The sequence below is a fragment of the Paenibacillus sp. FSL E2-0190 genome, assembly GCF_037992965.1.
Classification (GTDB): domain Bacteria; phylum Bacillota; class Bacilli; order Paenibacillales; family Paenibacillaceae; genus Paenibacillus_AQ; species Paenibacillus_AQ odorifer.
Window position 1 is genome coordinate 3,548,957 of the sequence record NZ_CP150306.1, and the last position, 19,482, is coordinate 3,568,438.

Here is a 19,482-nt window from a genome sequence, read left to right on the forward strand (position 1 = left end):
CTAAGAATGCAGACACTAAAAAAACCCATGTTGACGATGGGCTTCTTAGTCAATGTGGATATTAATCTGTCCAAGATTGATAGATACGGCGCACTTCACGGAAGGATTGTTTAGGTTTGCGGTATTCATTAACCAGACCCTTGTTGTTGAAGCCGCGGGCACGGTCGCGAAAGTTCTTGCTGCTGCTCTTCAGATCGCTGCGGATGTCTGCAAACTGCCAGATGTAAGTCCCGCCAATTTTCGAATCATTTTTGAAGATCGCCAGTGCTTCAGTTACAATATCTGCCTGATAATCCTCGCTGAACAATCTCTGCTCCCAGCCCACATCCCCAAATAGTCCAGCACCACCGAATTCGGTCATGAGCACTACCTTGTCACCGGCTCCCATCTGCTCCGCACGCACATGGAACTGTTCCAGCATGTCTTTAAAGCTGGCTGTATCGCCTTCGTACCAACCAAAATATTTATTAATACCGATAACATCGAATAAAGGAAGTAGAATATCTTCGAGTGGATGCATCGTAGCGTAGGTGACAAGCCTAGTACTGTCGAGTTTCTTCACCAATCCGACTAGAGCTTGTGTGAAAGCATATGCTTCTTGCGTCCGGGTATCAATCTCATTATGAACGGACCAAAAGATCACACTTGGGTGATGCATATGCAAGCTGATCATTTCTTCAATCATAGTCAGTGCACGCTCCTGGAAGAGCGGCTCACTTACTGTTTCGTTCGGCAGAAAGGCTCCCCATATCGGAATTTCGCTCCAGTATACAATCCCTTGCTCATCGAGTAGATCAAGCCAATATGGGCTTTGGGGATAATGAGAACCCCGGACGGAATTGCAACCTAACTCCAAAATGATACTGAGCTCCTTGTGCATCAGCTTCGGAGGGAAGGCGAAACCCCACTCAGGATGCTCTTCATGTCTATTCACACCCTTAAGATAAACGGGTGAACCGTTAATTAGAATCCGATGATCCTTTGTTTCAATATAGCGAAAACCGATCCGTTCAATCTTGTCGTCTTCCTCTGTCCGCAGTTGAAAGGTATACAGTTCTGGAAGACCTACGTTCCACAAACGTACTTCAGGCATAAGCAACTTGAACGTATGACTGAGGGTCTGGCCAGTTTCAATCTGTACTTCTTCCGAGTGCAATTCATGTCCGCTTTCGGAGAATGTGATCTTTGTAGTGTGCTGCTCCTTAAAGAAGGAATGGAGCCTCACCTGAACAGTGACATCGGCATCTGGTCCATGCAGTTCATAATCAATCTTCAGTTGTTCGATGTAAAGTTCAGGCAAATATTGCAGCTCCACCGACCGTATGATTCCCCCATAATGAAACCAATCCACCTGCTCCGTAGGAATCGTAAGTCGGTCCAAGGTGCTGTCCGTCCGGACGATAATCTCATGTTCTCCTGCCCCTAAGGAAGGAACAATAAATTCAAAAGGTGTAAATCCTCCATAGTGATACCCAAGGTGCTGCCCGTCCAAATAGACGTCGGCGTGGCCCAGCACGGCATGAAAGATGAGTCTGACATGCTGCGAATTCACAGTCTGTATTTTTTTACGATACCAACCGACACCTTCATAATCGTACATTCCCAGTTCATTATTCCAGCACGAGGGCACATAAAGAGACTGCCAAGAATGTGGAAATCGCTCAAACCATTTTTCTTGAACACCCGTATTTAACGGATCCTTCATGAAATCCCAAGGCCCATCCAACAGCGCAGTTCTCCGAATTTGATACTCGCTAAAAGTCCTTAACAAGTGTGTTCCTCCTTTATTTCCTGTAATGTATTGTGAATTTCAGACATCTTGATAATATGGATAGTAACATTTGGAGTTTAAGCATTGAATAGAAAAAAACGTTACCGTCTTGTTTAAATCGCTCTTTTAGCAGCAGGAGGGGATTATTAATTGGAAGAAAATGATTACAAGCTGAATGACCTCACAGTGCATATCCATTTTGTACTCGACAAAGCTACTTATCCCGGCTGGGAGGACATCCGTAACATGGTAAATGTGCACAGCTTGTACTGGATTCATGAAGGTAAAGGGGTTTTCCTGACCAATGTTGAGCACAAAGTAGAGGCTGGAATGCTAATCTATTTAAAACCAGGCCTTAAACTGTCCATGCGCTCGCAGATGGATGCTCCACTTCGCATAACGATGTTGCTCTTCGATTGTGCAGAGCTTGGTTATGATGCGGTATGGAAGGAAGTCAAGCCAATCGTAAAACTGAGACTTCCCTTCTTAAGCCAATATAACCAACAGCAAGCTGAGGAAATTAGCCAGCTGGTCTGGGGGATTCACCAGGACTGGCTGCCCGGACTAACCGATGGCATAGCTGTATCCCGGGCTAAAATGCAGATCCTACTGCATATGCTGCACCAGACCGTACAACCGGACTGGAATCTGATGGAGTCTGGAGCTTTCGCCGCCTTCGAACAGATCAAGAAAACTCTCGAGAACGACTATAAGGATCATCACCGGATTGAGAAATTGGCGGAGAAATACGGCATTTCGCCATCTTACTTGCGGAAGATGTTCCTGAAATTTACGGGGATGGGGCCAAAGGAATACCATATGCACTTACAGAACCAGCAAGCTTGTCGTTATCTGGTTTTTACCGATTATCCAGTTAAGGAAATCGCCAAATTATGCGGGTACTACGAAGAATATCATTTCAGTAAGATTTTTAAACAGCTTAACGGGATCCCTCCGACAGTATACCGAAACAAACAGAGAATCAAAGATTAATTGTCCGTAGAACCGCTGGCGAGAAAATCTTGCGTTTATGTTTTTTTACGGGAAGGACTTTACCATGATAATATTGAACTCATTGAAGCATGTTTAAGGAGGGAAAATTGGGCATGATTATATCACTCAAAAATGTATCATGGCAACGTGATACGACAATGATCTTACGCGATATGAATTGGGAAGTGAAGCAGGGACAACACTGGTGTATCGTCGGTCTGAATGGATCAGGAAAAACGACGATGCTAAACGTCGTGAACGGCTATATCTGGCCGACAACAGGACAAGTCGAAGTGCTGGACCATCGCTTTGGCGATGTGGATTTGAGAGAGCTACGCAAACGAATCGGTTGGGTAAGCACCTCCTTGCAGCAGAAGCTGTACGGCCATCAGACTGCCCTGAACATCGTCCTAAGCGGAAAATTCGCGACGATTGGTCTGTATGATAAGACGAATGAAGAGGATCAAAAGCAAGCCGAGGAGTTAATGGAGTTTCTAGACTGCTCTTCTTTGGCTGGTCGTACATATGATACCTTGTCGCAAGGACAGCGTCAGAAAGTCCTCATTGCACGCGCACTAATGGCCAATCCAGATCTACTAATCCTTGATGAGCCGTGCACGGGACTAGATATTTTTGCACGTGAACAGCTGCTGCAGATGATCGAGAAGATAACAAAGCAACCTGGTGGACCAACCTTGCTGTATGTAACCCATCATATCGAGGAGATAACACCATGCTTCACGCACACGCTGCTGGTAAAGAACGGTGAAATCTACAAAGGTGACGAGACAGTAAACTGCTTGCAGTCAGATGTTTTGAGTGATTTCTTCGATACCCCCGTTGAAGTACAGGAACATCATAACCGCAAGTGGCTTACACTTGCCGGTGATAAGTAGAATATCAAGGCACATCGAATAGGCGAGCAAACCGCTCTGAAGTGGTTTGAAGGATTGCTTGCAGATATAAAAAATGAAAACTAATCACAATATAATTTTAAAATAACCCGCGCAATGCGCGGGTTTTGTATTTGTTTGCAAGCTTATAAGCCACGTCCATAAACAGTCAAACAATATATTAACGGTACCTGTAAAAAAACATTTTGACATATCTAACAGGTACCGTTATAATACAAATCAACAGGTACCGTTATAAAGTTAAACAGGTACCGTAAAAACTTAATGGAGGATTCATTATGGACATGAATACTGAATTGTACGAAAAACTCGCGAAACTGCAATGGCTGTTGCAAAGGCAACACTTGAAGTCTCATGCCGCGGTTGGTCCTATGGCCGACGCATCACGTGGGCAAGGGAGGATATTAGCGTTTCTTCGGATGAAAGACGGTATCAGCACCAAAGACTTATCCTATATGTTGGACATCCGTGTATCATCCCTCAATGAATTGCTTGGTAAACTGGAGAAAGCAGAATACATCACCCGTAAACCCTCAGAAACAGACAAACGTATCATGTTGATTTACCTAACGCAAAAAGGACAAGAGGAAGAGAAACAAGAGATAGACAGCGGCAACATATTTTCTCGCTTATCGCCAGAAGAGCAGATAGCTTTCGGGGATTACCTAACTCGCGTCATTACAGCTTTGGAGGAAGAACTTGGATCGGACGGAGAACGTGATTTGATGGCTATGTGGATGGAAGCTGCCAAGGCGCGTATGGGAACAGAGGAATTTGAAAAAATGATGGCTATGCGCGGACAAATGCACAGAATGTGGGGAAATTCTAGGGACGAACGCTTTAGCGGAAGGTTCCCTGGATTTGGCGGAGAAGGGCGTGGTGACATGCGCGGATTCGGCTGGCCTTCCAGCGATGACAGTAATTCGTCACCTGACAAGTCACATGACCCAGACGATAAGTAATTAAAGTCTTTTAGCAAACAGTAGCTGAGGCGCTGCCTTTCCACCAGAGAAAGATGAACGGCAAAGGCAGCGTAATGTGAAACTGAAGAATAGTCAAATTTCGTACGCCAAATCTGAAAACTCGTCGTTAGGGTACAGGTTTGCTTGTTGCTGCGTCACGGATCATATTGGACCGATAGTTAGAATTCTAAGTAATTTCAAAAAACAAAATAAAGAAAGATAGTGGTGAACCTTATGGATGCAGAAAACCTCCATTACTTTGAAAAAGCACCTGTCGCAAAAGCCGTAGCTCACTTCGCAGTACCGATGATGCTAGGCATGTCGATGAGTGTCATATACTCCATTTTGAATGCCTATTTCCTTGGTACACTGGGCAATACTGCGATGTTAACCGCACTCGCACTAACTTTACCGTTATTCGCCGCCATTATGGCGCTAGGTAACTTGATTGGTATCGGTAGCAGTGCATTCATCTCCCGTTTGCTGGGAGAGAAAAAATATGATGATGTAAAGCATGTGTCTTCATTCGCCTTTTACAGCAGTTTAGCTCTCGGTCTTATTTTGATGGCTGCCGGCATCCCGTTGATCGATTCAATCGTTCATGGCTTGGGAGCGACGCCTGACTCCTTCGGGTTCACGAAGGACTATGTCACGATTATGCTTATTGGTTCACCTTTCGTCGTTCTATTCTTCACGCTGGAGAATATCGTGCGCTCGGAGGGGGCAGCGATCACTTCGATGATCGGCATGCTTCTCAGTGTTGTTGTGAATATTATTCTCGATGCGCTAGTCATTTTCGTCTTCCATTGGGACGTGATCGGGGTTGCATCTGCTACAGTCATTTCTAACTTGGTTGCAAGTGCATTCTACGCCTTCCACATGGGATATAAGAGCCAATTCTTAACCATCTCTGTAAAATGGTTCAAAGCTTCCAAAGACATTCTCAGCAATGTATTTAAAATTGGAGTACCCGTTTTTGTTATGAGTCTCTTCATGGGTGCAATGTCACTTATCTTTAACCGTTTTCTGGTCGAATATGGGGAGCAGGCCATTGCGGCCTTCGGAATTTCATCACGATTATTACAATTTCCAGAGGTTATTCTGATGGGCTTATGTGAGGGAGTCGTGCCGCTGATTGCCTTCTCTTTTACAGCCAATAAATTACGCATGAAGCATACCATTACATTCACAATCAAAGTGACTGTGGCATTAGCAGCCGTGTTCGGCATTATTGTATATCTGATTTCCGACCACTTAATCGGTTTATTTACGAATGACCCGCAATTAATTGAACTGGGCAGCTATATTCTTCATGTAACGTTCTTATCCCTGTTCATTTCAGGAACGACCGCGTTGTTTACGGGGATCTTCCAAGCGACAGCACAAGGAACCGCCGCCTTTATTATGTCAATTATTCAAGGTGTTACTCTGATTCCAGTATTGTATATCGCTAATCGAATGAACGGTTTCCACGGAGTAGTCTGGTCGCTCGTCATTTCAGATGCTGTTGCGTTCCTTGTGGGTGCCATCATGCTGTATGTTCTGCGGAACAAATTGCAGCCTGATTTAGATACTTTAGTACAGTAAAATTCTAAGCTTTAAGTTGAAATTTTTAGTTCATCTAAAAAAACCTTGGATCAGCAAGGTTTTTTTGGCTCGTATGATGAAGCAGCCTGCCATGAGGCAGCACTAGCTGCTTTGGAGGCGAAGCTCCAGTTAAATTTTAATGCTAACTTCTCCACTTGAAAGATACTCTTCGTCACCATTCTCATATCTGACTTTCAGATGGCAATCGTCATCGATATCAATGGCTGTTGCTTTACGTTGTTCATTATCCTTTATCACGGTCACAGGTTCGCCAAGTGAAATTAACCTTTTTTTGTATTCGGAAAGAAACAATCTGTCCGTTAAATGTTCATAATATCTCATGAAATGGTTTAGTACTTCTGCAACGAGACGGTTGCGCAGATCACCATAAGGATTGTTTTCTGAAATTACAGTTGTTGCAATCTCGGTAAGATCATTGGGAAAGCCTTCGGAAGGGAGGACTACATTGATACCGATGCCGAGGACAGCATAATCAAGCCAGCCGTTTTCCAATGACACGGATGCTTCGGTAAGGATCCCGCATACTTTTTTACCTTCCATAAAAACGTCATTTACCCATTTAATCTGCGTTTCTTTACCGGATACGCTCTCGATAGAAAGGGCTACAGCTACTGCGGCGCAAGTGGTCAATAAAGCTGAGTCTGTTGCGGACAGCTTGGGACGCAGCAGGATGCTCATATAGATACCCGTTCCAGGTGGAGAAAAAAATTTCCGGCCCATTCGCCCGCGACCAGCTGTTTGTTCTTCCGAAAGAATCACTTTACCTTCAGCTTCTCCATTTGAGGCAAGGTTTTTTACGGCTTCATTCGTGGAAGATATGGTCTTAAAGACTTCAACACGTAACTTTTGCCCCTGAGTATCCAGGTACTTTGAAATTGCACTGGCTGATAAGATATCCGTTTGTGGTGACATGGAATATCCTTTATTGGTTACAGCTTGTATGGAATAACCGTCTGTCTGTAAAGATTTTATGGCTTTCCAGACCGCGCTGCGCGTCACGGATAACTGAACGGCTATTTCCTCGCCGGAAAAATATTCACCCTTATTACTGTCGAGCAAGGCAAGAATATGTTCTTTTACTGTCATGAACTTAAACCTCCAAAAGTATAACTCTCCGACCAAAACCCATTGAATAGATTAACATCCAACGATTGCGACTGAATACTCTAATTCTATATAACAATAGGAAAAACTCAAGCATGGTATTTTATTCTATTGTAAACCATATATAAATTTATGGTTTACAATAAAGAATAACTCCATTATAATTCAGCTTACTGGACGTATTTACTAACCAGAATACAATCATTGATATCCAATGGAGGTCATTTTTTTGAAGACAAAAGAACTTATTTATGCTGCATTATTCGCAGCACTTATCGCGGTATTGGGGATGATACCGCCCATCCCCCTCGGCTTCATCCCCGTTCCGATCACTGCCCAGACGCTTGGCGTCATGTTGGCTGGATGTTTTCTGGGGAAACGGATGGGCGCCCTCAGTCTCATTATTTTCATCATACTAGTAGCCATTGGGCTGCCTGTACTGACTGGCGGTCGCGGCGGAATCGCGGTGTTAGTTGGACCTTCTGCAGGATACATATTTAGTTTTCCAATCGCGGCCGGCCTTATTGGCTGGTATTCCGAAAAAATCTGGCCGAAGGTTCGAACTTGGAAGCTGGTAGCTATCAACATAATCTTCGGTGTATTACTAGTGAGTCTGATTGGTGCCCCTGTCATGGCATTGATAACCAATACTTCGATCTGGGCTGGTCTTGTCGGAGCGTTGGCCTTTCTTCCGGGAGACATCATCAAAGCCGTTATTGCAGCCATCATAACGATGCAGTTGAAAGCAATTAGCCCTATTGAAGAAAAAACACAAATATAATGTGATTTGAAACTCGGGTAAATAAAACCCGGGTTTTTTTATTGAAAAATAATAGGGTTATGGTTGCGAATTTGTTTATACTATAAAAATTAAAACGAAATTGAAGTGGGTGTAGAAAAATGGATAAGGGATTTAATTTAGCTAGTCAACTATTAACGCTGCTTGATACAGAACATAGATGGTTTACCTTAGCGGAAATAGAAAAAAGTTTAGGGATCTCTGATAAGACCATCCGGAAGATGGTGGAGGAAATCAGCAAGCAATTACCATCTACTGTAACCATTGAGGTTTCTAGAGGAAAGGGAATAGTTCTTCAACGTGATGGGCGAAGTACGATTAGTGAAGTGATTTCTTCTATGTTCAGACAAACCATCTTTTATCGGCTGATGGATTTTTTGTTTACGAATGTGGGTCGACTGTCAGTGGAAGAGCTCTCCGAAGCCATGTTTATGAGTACCTCGTCTTTGAAGAAATTGATTGTGCAATTAAATAATGATGATCTAAAAGCTTATAAGCTACGCATTAGTTTTTCTACCCCCATGATTAAAGGGAATGAAATGAATATTCGATATTTTTATTGGAAGTTATATTGTGATGCGTATGAGTTTGCAGGCTGGCCCTTTGCGAATGTTGATTTTGCTTATATTAATCAGTTAATCACAAATATAGAAAATGAGAATAACATTGTATATTTTATCAATTCCAAAAGGAGATTATCGTTTTTGTTGGCCATTGTTATAAAAAGAGTGGCTAAAGGAAAATGTGTAAAAATCGACGAAAATGCTTACCCTTGGGAAAAGGGGATGTTTTATTTTCCAGTGAAAACTATTGCAAAACGTCTTGAGGATATGCTGTCCCTTGAATTTCCAAACAGTGAAATATTCTTTATGCAATCCATGGTTAGTCTCAGCCAATATCATTATTATGAAGGGTCAGAGATCACTCCGATGAAAGAAGTCGAATTACACAAGGATAAAGAAGAATATCAAATGGGGAATCTGCTTCTAATGTTATTAGCAAAGGTATACCCGAACTTAGATATGCAAGAACGGTTTATTTTGGAGATTTACGGGTTCTTTGACAAGCTATTAATCGAAAATGCCATTCCTGAATGGATGATGATTTCAACAAGTCATTTAACAACATATGTTCAAAAGGAATGCCAACAGATTTATCAAGAATTGCAAACCTGTATGCAAACGTGGAATAAAACTTACCCTTCCGTTTTGTTTAATCATTTTCATTTAACAAAGCTAACCTTAATTGTCCGCTCGAGTTTACGTTATAAAAGTAAGAGGGCCTTTTTAGTGATCGGGGAAGAATTTTCAATTCGTCATTACATAGCAGATTTGATAAAGAAGGAGATTGGGGATCAGTTGATCCTTAATACTTCCATAATGAAAGGCTTGACCGACGAGATCATGCAGCAAAATAATATCGATCTTGTCATTAGTAATATCCCGGTTGCATTAACGACAGTGCCTGTTGTTATTATTTCCACGATCCCCTCTAAAAGAGATTTAGACAACATTCGTAAAGAACTGCTTTTATAATTTGACCAATTATTTTCCGTAAGCTCCGTAAGTTTTTGGTCTAGTTTGTAATGTTAAAAAACCTTATGCTCAATCTAGTTTCGAAACTGATTTTACTTGAAGGCAAGTGGAAAGCGATTTCGGTAAACCTCAGTTTACTATTAAAAGTTGGAGGAAGAACTATGAGTAGGCATTTAGGTGCAAATAAGGGAGAAATAGCAGAGCTCGTTTTGCTCCCAGGAGATCCTTTACGTGCAAAGTTTGTGGCAGAACACTTTTTAGAGGAGGCTTATTGTTATAACGAAGTAAGAGGGATGTATGGATACACTGGATTATACAAGGGTGTGCCTGTGTCGGTTCAGGGGACAGGGATGGGAAATCCATCGATGAGTATCTATGCAACAGAATTGATCGTCGATTATGAAGTTAAGAAATTGATTCGCATTGGTACATGTGGCGCGATGCAGGAAGATATCAATATCCGCGATATTATATTAGCCCAAGCAGTATCTTCAGACAGTAATATGACGGAAAAGATCTTTCATGGCTGTAATTTTGCACCAACGGCAGATTTCTCATTGCTAATGAAAGCATATCAACAAGCACAAGCTAAAAATGCAAAGGTGTTTGTTGGTAACATCTATAATTCTGATGAATTCTATCGTGAAAATTTAGATCGGCTTCATAAGTTCATGGATTTCGGTGTATTAGCTGTAGAAATGGAAAGTACCGCCCTATACACTTTAGCCGCTAAATATGGTGTAAAAGCGTTATCGATTTTGACCGTCGGCAGTCAATTGTTAAGACAGGAGCACCTAACTCATAAAGAAAGTGAACAATCCTTTTATGAAATGGTCGAAGTAGCTCTTAACACAGTCGTTGAAGGCTGATTTATTGATAAGAGTGCAGTGTTGTTAGAAAAGAGAGTGAGAAAGAAATGAAGGTAATACTGTCAGGATTGCAGTGGATGATTTTTATGATCGCTGGTGCAATTGCTGCACCCATTGCTATCGCAGATTTATATAACTTAACACCCATAGAGACTTCTGGACTCATTCAGAGCACCATGATTACTTTAGCAATAGCTGGATTTTTACAAGGCCTGATGGGTCATAAATTCCCTATTCATGAAGGTCCAGCAGGGTTATGGTGGAGCATTTTTACCATTTACGCGAGTTTAGTGGGGGGGCTCTATTCCTCTAACAACGGCGCTTTACAGGCTTTAAGTGGAGCGATGATCGTTAGCGGAGTGTTGTTTATCCTAATTTCAGCATTTAAGCTAATGGATAAAATCGCTCGTCTTTTTACTCCAACCATCACCTTTATTTATTTACTTTTATTGATCTTTCAATTAAGTGGATCTTTTATGAAAGGGATGATGGGGATTACCATAGCCCACACCATGTTAGATGTTAAAGTATTCATCCTTAGTGTGATCGTGGTCTGCATTACCTTTTGGTTAGGCAACAGCCGCTTTGTATTACTAAGCCAGTTTTCAATAATTCTCAGTATAGTGATAGGCTGCCTATTATTTATAATCTGCGGTAGTATGCCGGCGGTTTCTCGTGCGGATACTCTATTTAAGCTGCCGGAAATATTCCCATTTGGAACACCCCGATTCGATGCCGGGACAATTACTACTGCATTTTTACTAACCCTATTATTAATAACCAATGCAGTGGCATCCATCCGTTTGATGGAGACCGTTATGAAACCAAAGCAAGGGGATCATCGTCGTTATTTGCGCGCCGGGTTTACTTCTGGAATTACGCATCTTATTAGTGGTGGTTTAGGAGCGGTCGGCTCAGTCCCTATTTCGGGAGCGGCGGGATATGTTGAGCAAACAGGGATGAGGGAGCGCAAATCATTTTTAATTGGCTGCAGCTTAGTGATCTCAATATCCTTGTTTCCGCCTATGATGAATTTCATATCTGCGATTCCAGCTCCCATAGGCTATTCTGTTACCTTCGTCATTTTTGTGAAGATGGTCGGACTAGCGCTAAAGGAATTGAAAAAGGTTATTCATGAAGAGCGAACATTTATTGTCAGTGGGCTTTCCCTTTTAGTGGGTGTAGGTTTAATGTTTATTCCTGCATCAGCTACGGCCCATTTATCTCCGATCGTGATAGCCATTTTAAATAATGGATTAATATGCGGGAGCCTGTTAGCGATTATTTTGGAACAAGGGTTAATGTGGAAAGATGCATTTCGATATGAGGATTCCAAGAAAATTAACCGATAATTTGGAGGGCTAAAAATGCATTATCTAATTTCTATTGCTGGTCTGGTTATTGTTCTATTACTGGCATGGCTAGGAAGTAACAATAAGAAAAAGATTAAATATCGTCCAATCATTGTAATGATTGCTATTCAGATAGGTTTGGGATTAATTATCCTAAAAACGAGCATTGGAGAATTTTTGATTAAAGGGTTTGCTGATAGTTTTGCAAAATTACTTGGATACGCCAATGAAGGTACTGACTTTGTGTTTGGCGGCATTGCAAATGAAGGGGCGCATACATTTTTCCTTTATGTTTTGATGCCCATTGTTTTTATGTCAGCATTGATAGGGATTTTGCAACATTACAAAATACTGCCATTCATTATAAAGTATATTGGTTTGGTGCTAAGTAAAATAAATGGCATGGGTAAATTGGAATCTTATAATGCAGTTGCAGCCGCAATTGTCGGACAAAATGAAGTATTTATTTCGGTGAAAAACCAGCTTGGACTATTGCCAAAACATCGCTTGTATACATTATGTGCGTCTGCAATGTCTACGGTATCCATGTCAATCGTTGGTTCCTATATGACGATGCTAGAACCTCGGTATGTAGTAGCTGCATTGATATTAAACCTATTTGGCGGATTTATCATTTCATCCATCATTAATCCGTATGAAGTTACACCTGAAGAAGATATTGTTGAAGTTCAGGTAGAAGAAAAACAAACGTTTTTTGAAATGCTGGGCGAATATATTATGGATGGCTTTAAAGTAGCCATAGTAGTTGGGGTAATGTTAGTTGGTTTTGTGGGAATCATTGCTTTAATTAACGGAGTCTTCAGTGGCATATTCGGAATCTCGTTCCAAGGAGTTTTAGGCTACGTCTTTGCACCCATCGCCTTTCTTATCGGTGTGCCATGGCATGAAGCTGTTGAGGCCGGTAGTATTATGGCGACAAAGCTTGTTGCGAATGAATTCGTTGCTATGCTTGACTTTGTTAAGATTCAAGAAGGTTTAAGTGGCCGTACTACAGCCATTGTCTCCGTTTTTCTAATCTCATTTGCTAACTTTGGGTCGATTGGTACCATTGTGGGTGCAGTGAAGGGATTGAATGAAAAGCAAGGGAATATCGTCGCACGATTTGGATTAAAGCTGTTATTTGGCGCCACACTTGTAAGCGTTTTATCAGCTTTGATTATCGGTATCATATTCTAGTTGTAGCAAGGAGTATTAACATGAAACAAACACCCCGGTTTAAGCGGATTTTCGTCATCGTTATGGATTCTGTAGGCATTGGTGAAGCTCCAGATGCTGACAAGTTTGGGGATGCAGGATCACATACATTACGGCATATTGCAGAAACAATGAATGGGCTACATGTTCCTGCGTTATCCAAGCTAGGGTTAAGTCATATTGACCCAATACCCGGAGTTCCCAACGTAGAGCACCCTTTAGCTTATTGGACCAAAATGCAGGAAGCTTCTAATGGAAAGGATACGATGACAGGTCACTGGGAGATCATGGGTCTACGAATTGATGTTCCTTTCAAAGTGTTTCCTGAAGGGTTTCCTTATGAATTAATTAATGAATTAGAAGAAAGAACAGGACGAAAGGTGATTGGGAATAAAACCGCTAGTGGTACAGCTATTCTCGATGAGCTTGGACAAGAGCATATGAACACAGGTGCACTCATTGTCTATACTTCTGCAGATTCCGTGATTCAGATTGCGGCTCATGAAGAGGTTATTCCTTTGGAAGAACTGTATCAAATCTGTGAGATTGCCAGAGAGATTACTTTACGTGAGGAGTACATGCTAGGAAGAGTGATTGCTAGACCATTCCTCGGGCAGCCCGGAAATTTCAAAAGAACATCGAACCGTCATGATTATGCCTTGAAGCCGTATGGAAGAACCGTGATGAATGAGCTCAAGGATGCCGGGTTCGATGTACTAGCGATTGGCAAGATCTCAGATATATACGATGGGGAAGGTGTCACCAAGTCTTTCAGAACAGTGTCTAACATGGATGGCATGGATAAACTCATGGAGACCCTTCATACTGATTTTACAGGACTTAGTTTCTTGAATCTTGTCGATTTTGATGCACTTTATGGCCATCGTAGAGATCCGATCGGGTATGGGAAAGCGCTAGAAGAATTTGATGATCGATTACATGAAGTTCTAGCGGAGCTATGTGAAGATGATCTTCTTATAATTACGGCAGACCATGGGAATGATCCCATTCATGCGGGCACGGATCACACCCGTGAATATGTTCCTTTACTCCTCTACAGTAAGAGTTTCAATCGACAAGGGGAGCTGCCTATATCGAGGACTTTTTCGGATATTGGAGCAACAGTTGCTGATAACTTTGTTGTGACCATGCCCCAATTTGGTAAGAGCCTCCTACAGGAGCTTAAATAAACTATAATTTGAATAGACACTTTGAATAGAAACAGGATACCTAACTTGTATTAGTAAAAGGTATCCTGTTTGTTTTTTATCTACATATCTTTGTATCTAAAAAGCTGCCGAGAAAGCGGCTTTTTTTGTTATTACGGATCAAATACTAGGGTAATAATCAATTATTAAAGGGGTTAAATTTAGAGCCACCTGTCGTTAACCCTTTTTTCGATGAATCGCATTCTAATACAACGTTATAAATAATCTAGTTTCTACTCATGCCACTCCTTCGATAGTAATAGTATTGACAACCTGTATATACAGGTTTAAACTGTGTGAAGTGTTTGAACTTGTATATACAGGTTTAATGGTTGAAATAAAGGAATTCTTTTTGGAGGTGTTCAACTTGAGTCAGTCCCAGTATTCGGAATGGTGGCGCCGCTCCACGGTGTATCAGGTGTACCCGAAGAGCTTTAAGGACACTACAGGCAACGGAACAGGAGATATTAAAGGACTTATTGAGAAATTAGATTATTTGCAGAAGCTTGGAATCGATATTGTCTGGTTACAGCCGGTTTATGTTTCGCCGCAACATGATAACGGTTACGATGTAGCAGATTATGAAAATATTAACCCGGATTTCGGTACGATGGAGGATTTTGACGAGCTAATACAGGAACTGCATAGACGCGAAATGAAGCTAATGATCGATATCGTGGTTAACCATACCTCGACTGAACATGAGTGGTTCAAACAGTCCATTTCAAGCAGGAACAACCCTTTCCGTGATTACTATATCTGGAAGGACCCGGCTCCGGACGGCGGCTTACCCAACAACTGGCAGTCGAAGTTCGGTGGGCCTGCCTGGCAGTTCGACGAAGCGTCGGGACAATATTATCTTACTCTCTTCGATAAAACCCAAGCGGATCTGAACTGGGAGAATGAGAAGGTACGTAGAGCAGTGAATGATATGATGTTATTCTGGGCTAAAAAGGGTGTCGACGGCTTCCGCATGGATGTAATTAATTTAATCTCCAAAGATCAGCGCTTCCCTAACGATGACGGGAGTGTTCCACCGGGGGATGGACGTAAATTCTATACTGACGGTCCACAGGTCCATGCATACATCAAAACAATGTATGAAGAGGTGTTTGGTCCGTTTGAGATGGTGACTGTAGGAGAGATGTCCTCAACTACACTGGAGCATTGTATCCGGTACTCAAGTCCCGAAGAGCGGGAATTTTCTATGACCTTCAATTTTCATCATTTAAAAGTCGACTATCCGAATGGACAGAAGTGGGAACTGATGCCTTATGATTTCGAGGCAATGAAACGGTTGTTCGCGCAGTGGCAGACCGGAATGCAGAAAGGCGGAGGCTGGAACGCACTATTTTTTAACAATCATGATCAACCGCGTGCCCTTTCCAGATTCACTGATGATAAGGTCTACCGTGTGGAAAGCGCCAAGCTGCTCGCGACAACTCTGCATGGCCTTCAGGGAACACCTTATGTATATCAAGGGGAAGAAATCGGTATGCCGAATCCGGTATGGAAAAGCATCGATGAGTTCCGCGACATTGAGTCACTAAATATGTACCGCATTCTGTGTGAACAGGGGAAAAGCCCGGAGGTTGCTCTCAGCATTCTCCAAGAACGTTCGCGGGACAATTCACGTACGCCGATGCAGTGGGATGACAGCCGGAATGCCGGATTTACCACTGGTACTCCATGGTTGAAGGTAGATGAGCGGTATCCAGACATCAATGTGCAGAAGGAACTGGAAAACCCTGATTCCATCTTCCACCATTACCGCAAACTAATTGCACTTCGCAAGGAGTATGGAGTATTCATAGAAGGTATTTTCAAGAGACTCGATGAAGGTCATCCTGAAGTCTTCGCTTACGCCAGAACAGGAGATGGGGAGACACTTGTTGTGGTCTCGAACTTCAGCAATAAAGAAATCTCTTTCCGCTTTAAAGACAATCACTGGACTGAATTGTCGCCAAGTGGTAAGGACGAGCTTCTGATTGGGAATACAGCAGATGCACCATCATTAACACAAGAGCTTCAGCTTAGTCCTTATGCTTCCTACATGTGGTTAGTCCGCTAACGAGGTGTACTTGAGAAGGAGCACACATCAATTTTGTAAGGAGTGAAGATATGGCTATAGACCGCAAAAATGTTGAAGATATTGTACGGGCGGTTGGGGGCAAGGAGAATATTGAGGTTGCGACGCATTGTGTAACCCGGCTGAGATTCTCGCTGTATGACGAGAGCAAGGTGGATTCGGAAGCCCTGGACCGTAACGAACTCGTAAAAGGACAATTCTCTACGCAAGGGCAGTTCCAGATCGTTATCGGACCAGGAACTGTAGATAAAGTATACGATGAAATGATTCAAATCACTGGTGGTGCCCGCTCTTCCAAGGATGACGTGAAATCAGCGGCAGCACGGAAACAGAATCCATTGCAGCGGGCGATCAAAACACTGGCTGATATTTTTATTCCGATTCTTCCGGCCATCGTAACCGCAGGTTTGCTGCTTGGGATTAATAATATTTTGACCGGACCTGGTATCTTTTTTGATAGTAAGTCATTGGTAGATGTCTATCCTGCATGGAAAGACATTGCTGCGATTATTAACACGATTGCCAGCACAGCCTTCACCTTTTTACCAGCCCTTATCGGTTGGGCAGCTGTTACACGTTTCGGGGGCAGTCCTCTGCTCGGAATCGTGCTGGGTCTCATTCTCGTACATCCGGATCTATTAAGTGCCTACAGTTATGCAAGTGCTTCAACTGAGGGAACCGTTCCGACCTGGAATTTGTTCGGCTGGCATTTGGAGAAGATTGGTTATCAGGGGCAAGTATTGCCTGTACTGGTTTCGGCCTATATTCTGGCTAGACTGGAGAAGTTCCTCAACCGCCGGGTGCTTGATTCCATTAAACTACTGGTCGTTGCTCCAGTGACCCTGCTGGTTACAGGTTTTCTGGCCTTCACCATTATCGGACCCGTTACGTTCGCCATTGCCAATGCTATCACCTCGGGTTTGATTTATGTATTTGATCATTTTGCGCTCCTTGGTGGTTTGATCTATGGTGGATTCTATGCACTTCTGGTCATCACTGGGATGCATCATACTTTCTTGGCAGTCGATGTTCAGCTCATCGGCAGTGAGGGAGGCACCTTCCTCTGGCCGATGCTGGCGCTCTCCAATATTGCGCAAGGCGCTGCGGCACTGGCGATGATGTTCGTTGTTAGAGAACAAAAGGCAAAAGGTTTGGCGGCTACGTCTTCCGTCTCTGCGTTCCTCGGTGTGACTGAACCGGCAATCTTTGGGGTGAATATCCGCTATCGCTATCCTTTCATCTTCGGGATGATCGGCTCAGCAATTGCCGGTATGCTCCTTACCGTTAACCAGGTTCGAGCTTCATCCATTGGCGTAGGGGGAATTCCCGGTTTCCTTTCGATTTTCCCGAATCAGTGGGGCGTTTTCTTTATTGGCATGGTTATTGTTCTCGTTGTGCCATTTGCCGCCACAGTATTGTACGGACGTTCTGTAGTGGGTCGTTCCGAAAAGAACACAGCTACAGAGGCTTCTAGTACTACGAGCGAACCAGAGGAATTGAGCAGCCGTCATTCCGTTCAAGGGTCACAGGAATCAGTTAATATTCTGGAGCTTGTCTCACCGCTTAGTGGAACTGCAGTATCGCTGGAACAGGTGCCCGATCCTGCCTTTGCTGAAAAGCAAATGGGTGAGGGAATTGCAATCGAACCTTCTGAGGGGAAAGTATATGCTCCCTTTGATGCTACAGTAGCCCATGTGATTAAGAGCAAACATGCGCTTATACTGGAGCATGCCAGCGGTGTTCAGGTATTAATCCACGTTGGAATTAACACGGTGGCGCTTAAAGGTAGCGGTTTTACCAGCCTGAAGAATATTGGTGATAAGGTGCAAGCAGGAGAGCTTCTACTAGAATTTGATATGGAAGCTATCCGCGCAGCAGGTTACCCGGTGATTACTCCAATCATCATTCCTGCAGGTCAGGAGATGGTCGAGAAGATCGAGGAGAAGACCGGACCAGCTACGGCCAAACAAACAAGTATCTTGACTATTCATCTCAAGGGTTGATAAAGGCTATATTGGCAAAGACTTTATACTTTAGAAAGACAGCCCCTTGGGGGCTGTTTTTCTATAAATATAAGAATTTATATGTTCAACGCTATAAATTCCCCTCCAATTGAATCGATGCTTCCAAAGGCATGACGTGATACAATAAAGGGCGGTGATCAAAATTGAGAGAAAATAAATATTTGCAAATTTATAATGAATACAGCAACCAAATCCATTCTGGACAACTGCTGCCGGGAACCAAGCTGCCTTCCGAAAGTGAACTCGCCGAAGCTTACGCCACTTCACGAGAGACCGTGCGCAAAGCGCTGAATCTACTTTTCCGTGAAGGATATATTCACAAAATTAAGGGCAGAGGCTCCTTTGTGCTTGACATGACCAGAATGGATTTCCCTGTTACCGGGTTGATTTCATTTAAAGAGATGGCCGATACCCTGGGTACTGCCTCACGGACACTGGTAGAGCGGACGATACAAGAGCCGGCAGGCTCCGCAATCGCCAGACATCTGCAGATTCCACCTGAAACTCTGATTTGGAAGGTTGTTCGCGCCAGAGAAATTGAAGGTGAACGGATCATTTTGGATAAGGATTATTTTCGTGCGGATATTGTTTCCTTTCTGAGTGAGGAAATCGCGGAAGGCTCAATCTATGAATATCTGGAGCTGGAATTGGGGCTTAAGATCAGTTATGCGAAGAAGCTGATATCCGTTGAGCCTTCTACTGAGGAGGATCATAGACTGCTCGATTTGAAGAATTTTACGCATATTGTAGTAGTACGAAATTATGTGTATTTGGAGAACACGGTGCTTTACCAATATACCGAGTCTAGACACCGGCTGGATAAATTCCAGTTCGTGGATTTTGCTCGAAGGGTGAGGCGATAAGCTGATCCGAGGGTGTCCCAGTTATCAGTGTATCCGCTGGTGCCTTGCATAGCATGGCTCTGAAAAGCGATGGAAACGTATGGATATGGGGAGCGAACAATGAGGGCCAGCAGAACCTGTTGCAATTTCGCTTGTAGAAGAATCTTATTAGATTTGAAGAGTAGGGAATTTCATGC

15 protein-coding genes are annotated in these 19,482 nt (G+C 43.0%); 13 read left to right on the plus strand and 2 right to left on the minus strand.

Annotated features, from left to right (window positions below; translation table 11 throughout):
• Positions 1-61: 61 nt before the first annotated feature.
• On the minus strand, positions 62-1,771 hold the full coding sequence (locus NST25_RS15435) for a glycoside hydrolase family 2 TIM barrel-domain containing protein (RefSeq protein ID WP_340391722.1): 1,710 nt from the start codon (positions 1,769-1,771) through the stop codon (positions 62-64).
• A 150-nt stretch (positions 1,772-1,921) separates the two neighbouring features.
• Between NST25_RS15435 and NST25_RS15440 the strand changes: the two genes are divergently transcribed.
• The 4 genes from NST25_RS15440 to NST25_RS15455 all read left to right on the plus strand — a co-directional run bounded on the left by NST25_RS15440 (position 1,922) and on the right by NST25_RS15455 (position 6,227).
• On the plus strand, positions 1,922-2,764 hold the full coding sequence (locus tag NST25_RS15440) for an AraC family transcriptional regulator (RefSeq protein ID WP_076184951.1): 843 nt from the start codon (positions 1,922-1,924) through the stop codon (positions 2,762-2,764).
• Positions 2,765-2,877: 113 nt separating this feature from the next.
• Complete coding sequence (locus tag NST25_RS15445; RefSeq protein WP_076130491.1) at positions 2,878-3,660, plus strand: ABC transporter ATP-binding protein; 783 nt, start codon at positions 2,878-2,880, stop codon at positions 3,658-3,660.
• A 296-nt stretch (positions 3,661-3,956) separates the two neighbouring features.
• Complete coding sequence (locus NST25_RS15450) at positions 3,957-4,640, plus strand: MarR family transcriptional regulator (protein WP_339167864.1); 684 nt, start codon at positions 3,957-3,959, stop codon at positions 4,638-4,640.
• A 234-nt stretch (positions 4,641-4,874) separates the two neighbouring features.
• Positions 4,875-6,227: an MATE family efflux transporter gene (locus NST25_RS15455; protein ID WP_076130493.1), complete on the plus strand. Its 1,353-nt coding sequence runs from the start codon at positions 4,875-4,877 to the stop codon at positions 6,225-6,227.
• A gap of 129 nt (positions 6,228-6,356) precedes the next feature.
• Here NST25_RS15455 and NST25_RS15460 read toward each other — a convergent pair whose 3' ends face one another.
• Entirely contained in the window at positions 6,357-7,334 is a 978-nt protein-coding gene (locus NST25_RS15460; RefSeq protein ID WP_076190305.1) for a biotin--[acetyl-CoA-carboxylase] ligase, read from the minus strand.
• A 247-nt stretch (positions 7,335-7,581) separates the two neighbouring features.
• Here NST25_RS15460 and NST25_RS15465 point away from each other — a divergent pair, with 247 nt between their 5' ends.
• The 9 genes from NST25_RS15465 to treR all read left to right on the plus strand — a co-directional run bounded on the left by NST25_RS15465 (position 7,582) and on the right by treR (position 19,306).
• Complete coding sequence (locus NST25_RS15465; RefSeq protein WP_076307849.1) at positions 7,582-8,133, plus strand: biotin transporter BioY; 552 nt, start codon at positions 7,582-7,584, stop codon at positions 8,131-8,133.
• A gap of 119 nt (positions 8,134-8,252) precedes the next feature.
• Positions 8,253-9,686 (plus strand): helix-turn-helix domain-containing protein, encoded by a 1,434-nt coding sequence (locus NST25_RS15470; protein ID WP_340391725.1) that lies wholly within the window; start codon positions 8,253-8,255, stop codon positions 9,684-9,686.
• Between the two features lie 161 nt (positions 9,687-9,847).
• On the plus strand, positions 9,848-10,555 hold the full coding sequence (gene deoD / locus NST25_RS15475) for a purine-nucleoside phosphorylase (RefSeq protein WP_076130497.1): 708 nt from the start codon (positions 9,848-9,850) through the stop codon (positions 10,553-10,555).
• Between the two features lie 47 nt (positions 10,556-10,602).
• Positions 10,603-11,907, plus strand: coding sequence for a purine/pyrimidine permease (locus NST25_RS15480; protein ID WP_340010176.1), 1,305 nt, complete (start codon positions 10,603-10,605; stop codon positions 11,905-11,907).
• A 15-nt stretch (positions 11,908-11,922) separates the two neighbouring features.
• Positions 11,923-13,104: a NupC/NupG family nucleoside CNT transporter gene (locus NST25_RS15485; RefSeq protein ID WP_036677141.1), complete on the plus strand. Its 1,182-nt coding sequence runs from the start codon at positions 11,923-11,925 to the stop codon at positions 13,102-13,104.
• Positions 13,105-13,124: 20 nt separating this feature from the next.
• Positions 13,125-14,312: a phosphopentomutase gene (deoB, locus tag NST25_RS15490; protein ID WP_340391726.1), complete on the plus strand. Its 1,188-nt coding sequence runs from the start codon at positions 13,125-13,127 to the stop codon at positions 14,310-14,312.
• 346 nt (positions 14,313-14,658) lie between these two features.
• A complete protein-coding gene (gene treC / locus NST25_RS15495; protein WP_339191210.1) occupies positions 14,659-16,401 on the plus strand; it encodes an alpha,alpha-phosphotrehalase in 1,743 nt (580 codons plus the stop codon).
• A gap of 50 nt (positions 16,402-16,451) precedes the next feature.
• Positions 16,452-18,422: a PTS system trehalose-specific EIIBC component gene (treP, locus tag NST25_RS15500; protein WP_076130501.1), complete on the plus strand. Its 1,971-nt coding sequence runs from the start codon at positions 16,452-16,454 to the stop codon at positions 18,420-18,422.
• Between the two features lie 164 nt (positions 18,423-18,586).
• On the plus strand, positions 18,587-19,306 hold the full coding sequence (gene treR / locus NST25_RS15505) for a trehalose operon repressor (RefSeq protein WP_036677129.1): 720 nt from the start codon (positions 18,587-18,589) through the stop codon (positions 19,304-19,306).
• Positions 19,307-19,482 lie beyond the last annotated feature (176 nt).

Bases quoted from the DNA above. Each gene is read 5' to 3' on its own strand.
- NST25_RS15485 (WP_036677141.1), top strand. From the start codon at position 11,923: ATGCATTATCTAATTTCTATTGCTGGTCTGGTTATTGTTCTATTACTG.
- deoD (WP_076130497.1), top strand. From the start codon at position 9,848: ATGAGTAGGCATTTAGGTGCAAATAAGGGAGAAATAGCAGAGCTCGTT.
- NST25_RS15470 (WP_340391725.1), top strand. From the start codon at position 8,253: ATGGATAAGGGATTTAATTTAGCTAGTCAACTATTAACGCTGCTTGAT.
- deoB (WP_340391726.1), top strand. From the start codon at position 13,125: ATGAAACAAACACCCCGGTTTAAGCGGATTTTCGTCATCGTTATGGAT.
- treC (WP_339191210.1), top strand. From the start codon at position 14,659: ATGGTTGAAATAAAGGAATTCTTTTTGGAGGTGTTCAACTTGAGTCAG.
- NST25_RS15480 (WP_340010176.1), top strand. From the start codon at position 10,603: ATGAAGGTAATACTGTCAGGATTGCAGTGGATGATTTTTATGATCGCT.
- NST25_RS15445 (WP_076130491.1), top strand. From the start codon at position 2,878: ATGATTATATCACTCAAAAATGTATCATGGCAACGTGATACGACAATG.
- NST25_RS15460 (WP_076190305.1), bottom strand. From the start codon at position 7,334: ATGACAGTAAAAGAACATATTCTTGCCTTGCTCGACAGTAATAAGGGT.
- NST25_RS15455 (WP_076130493.1), top strand. From the start codon at position 4,875: ATGGATGCAGAAAACCTCCATTACTTTGAAAAAGCACCTGTCGCAAAA.
- NST25_RS15450 (WP_339167864.1), top strand. From the start codon at position 3,957: ATGGACATGAATACTGAATTGTACGAAAAACTCGCGAAACTGCAATGG.
- treP (WP_076130501.1), top strand. From the start codon at position 16,452: ATGGCTATAGACCGCAAAAATGTTGAAGATATTGTACGGGCGGTTGGG.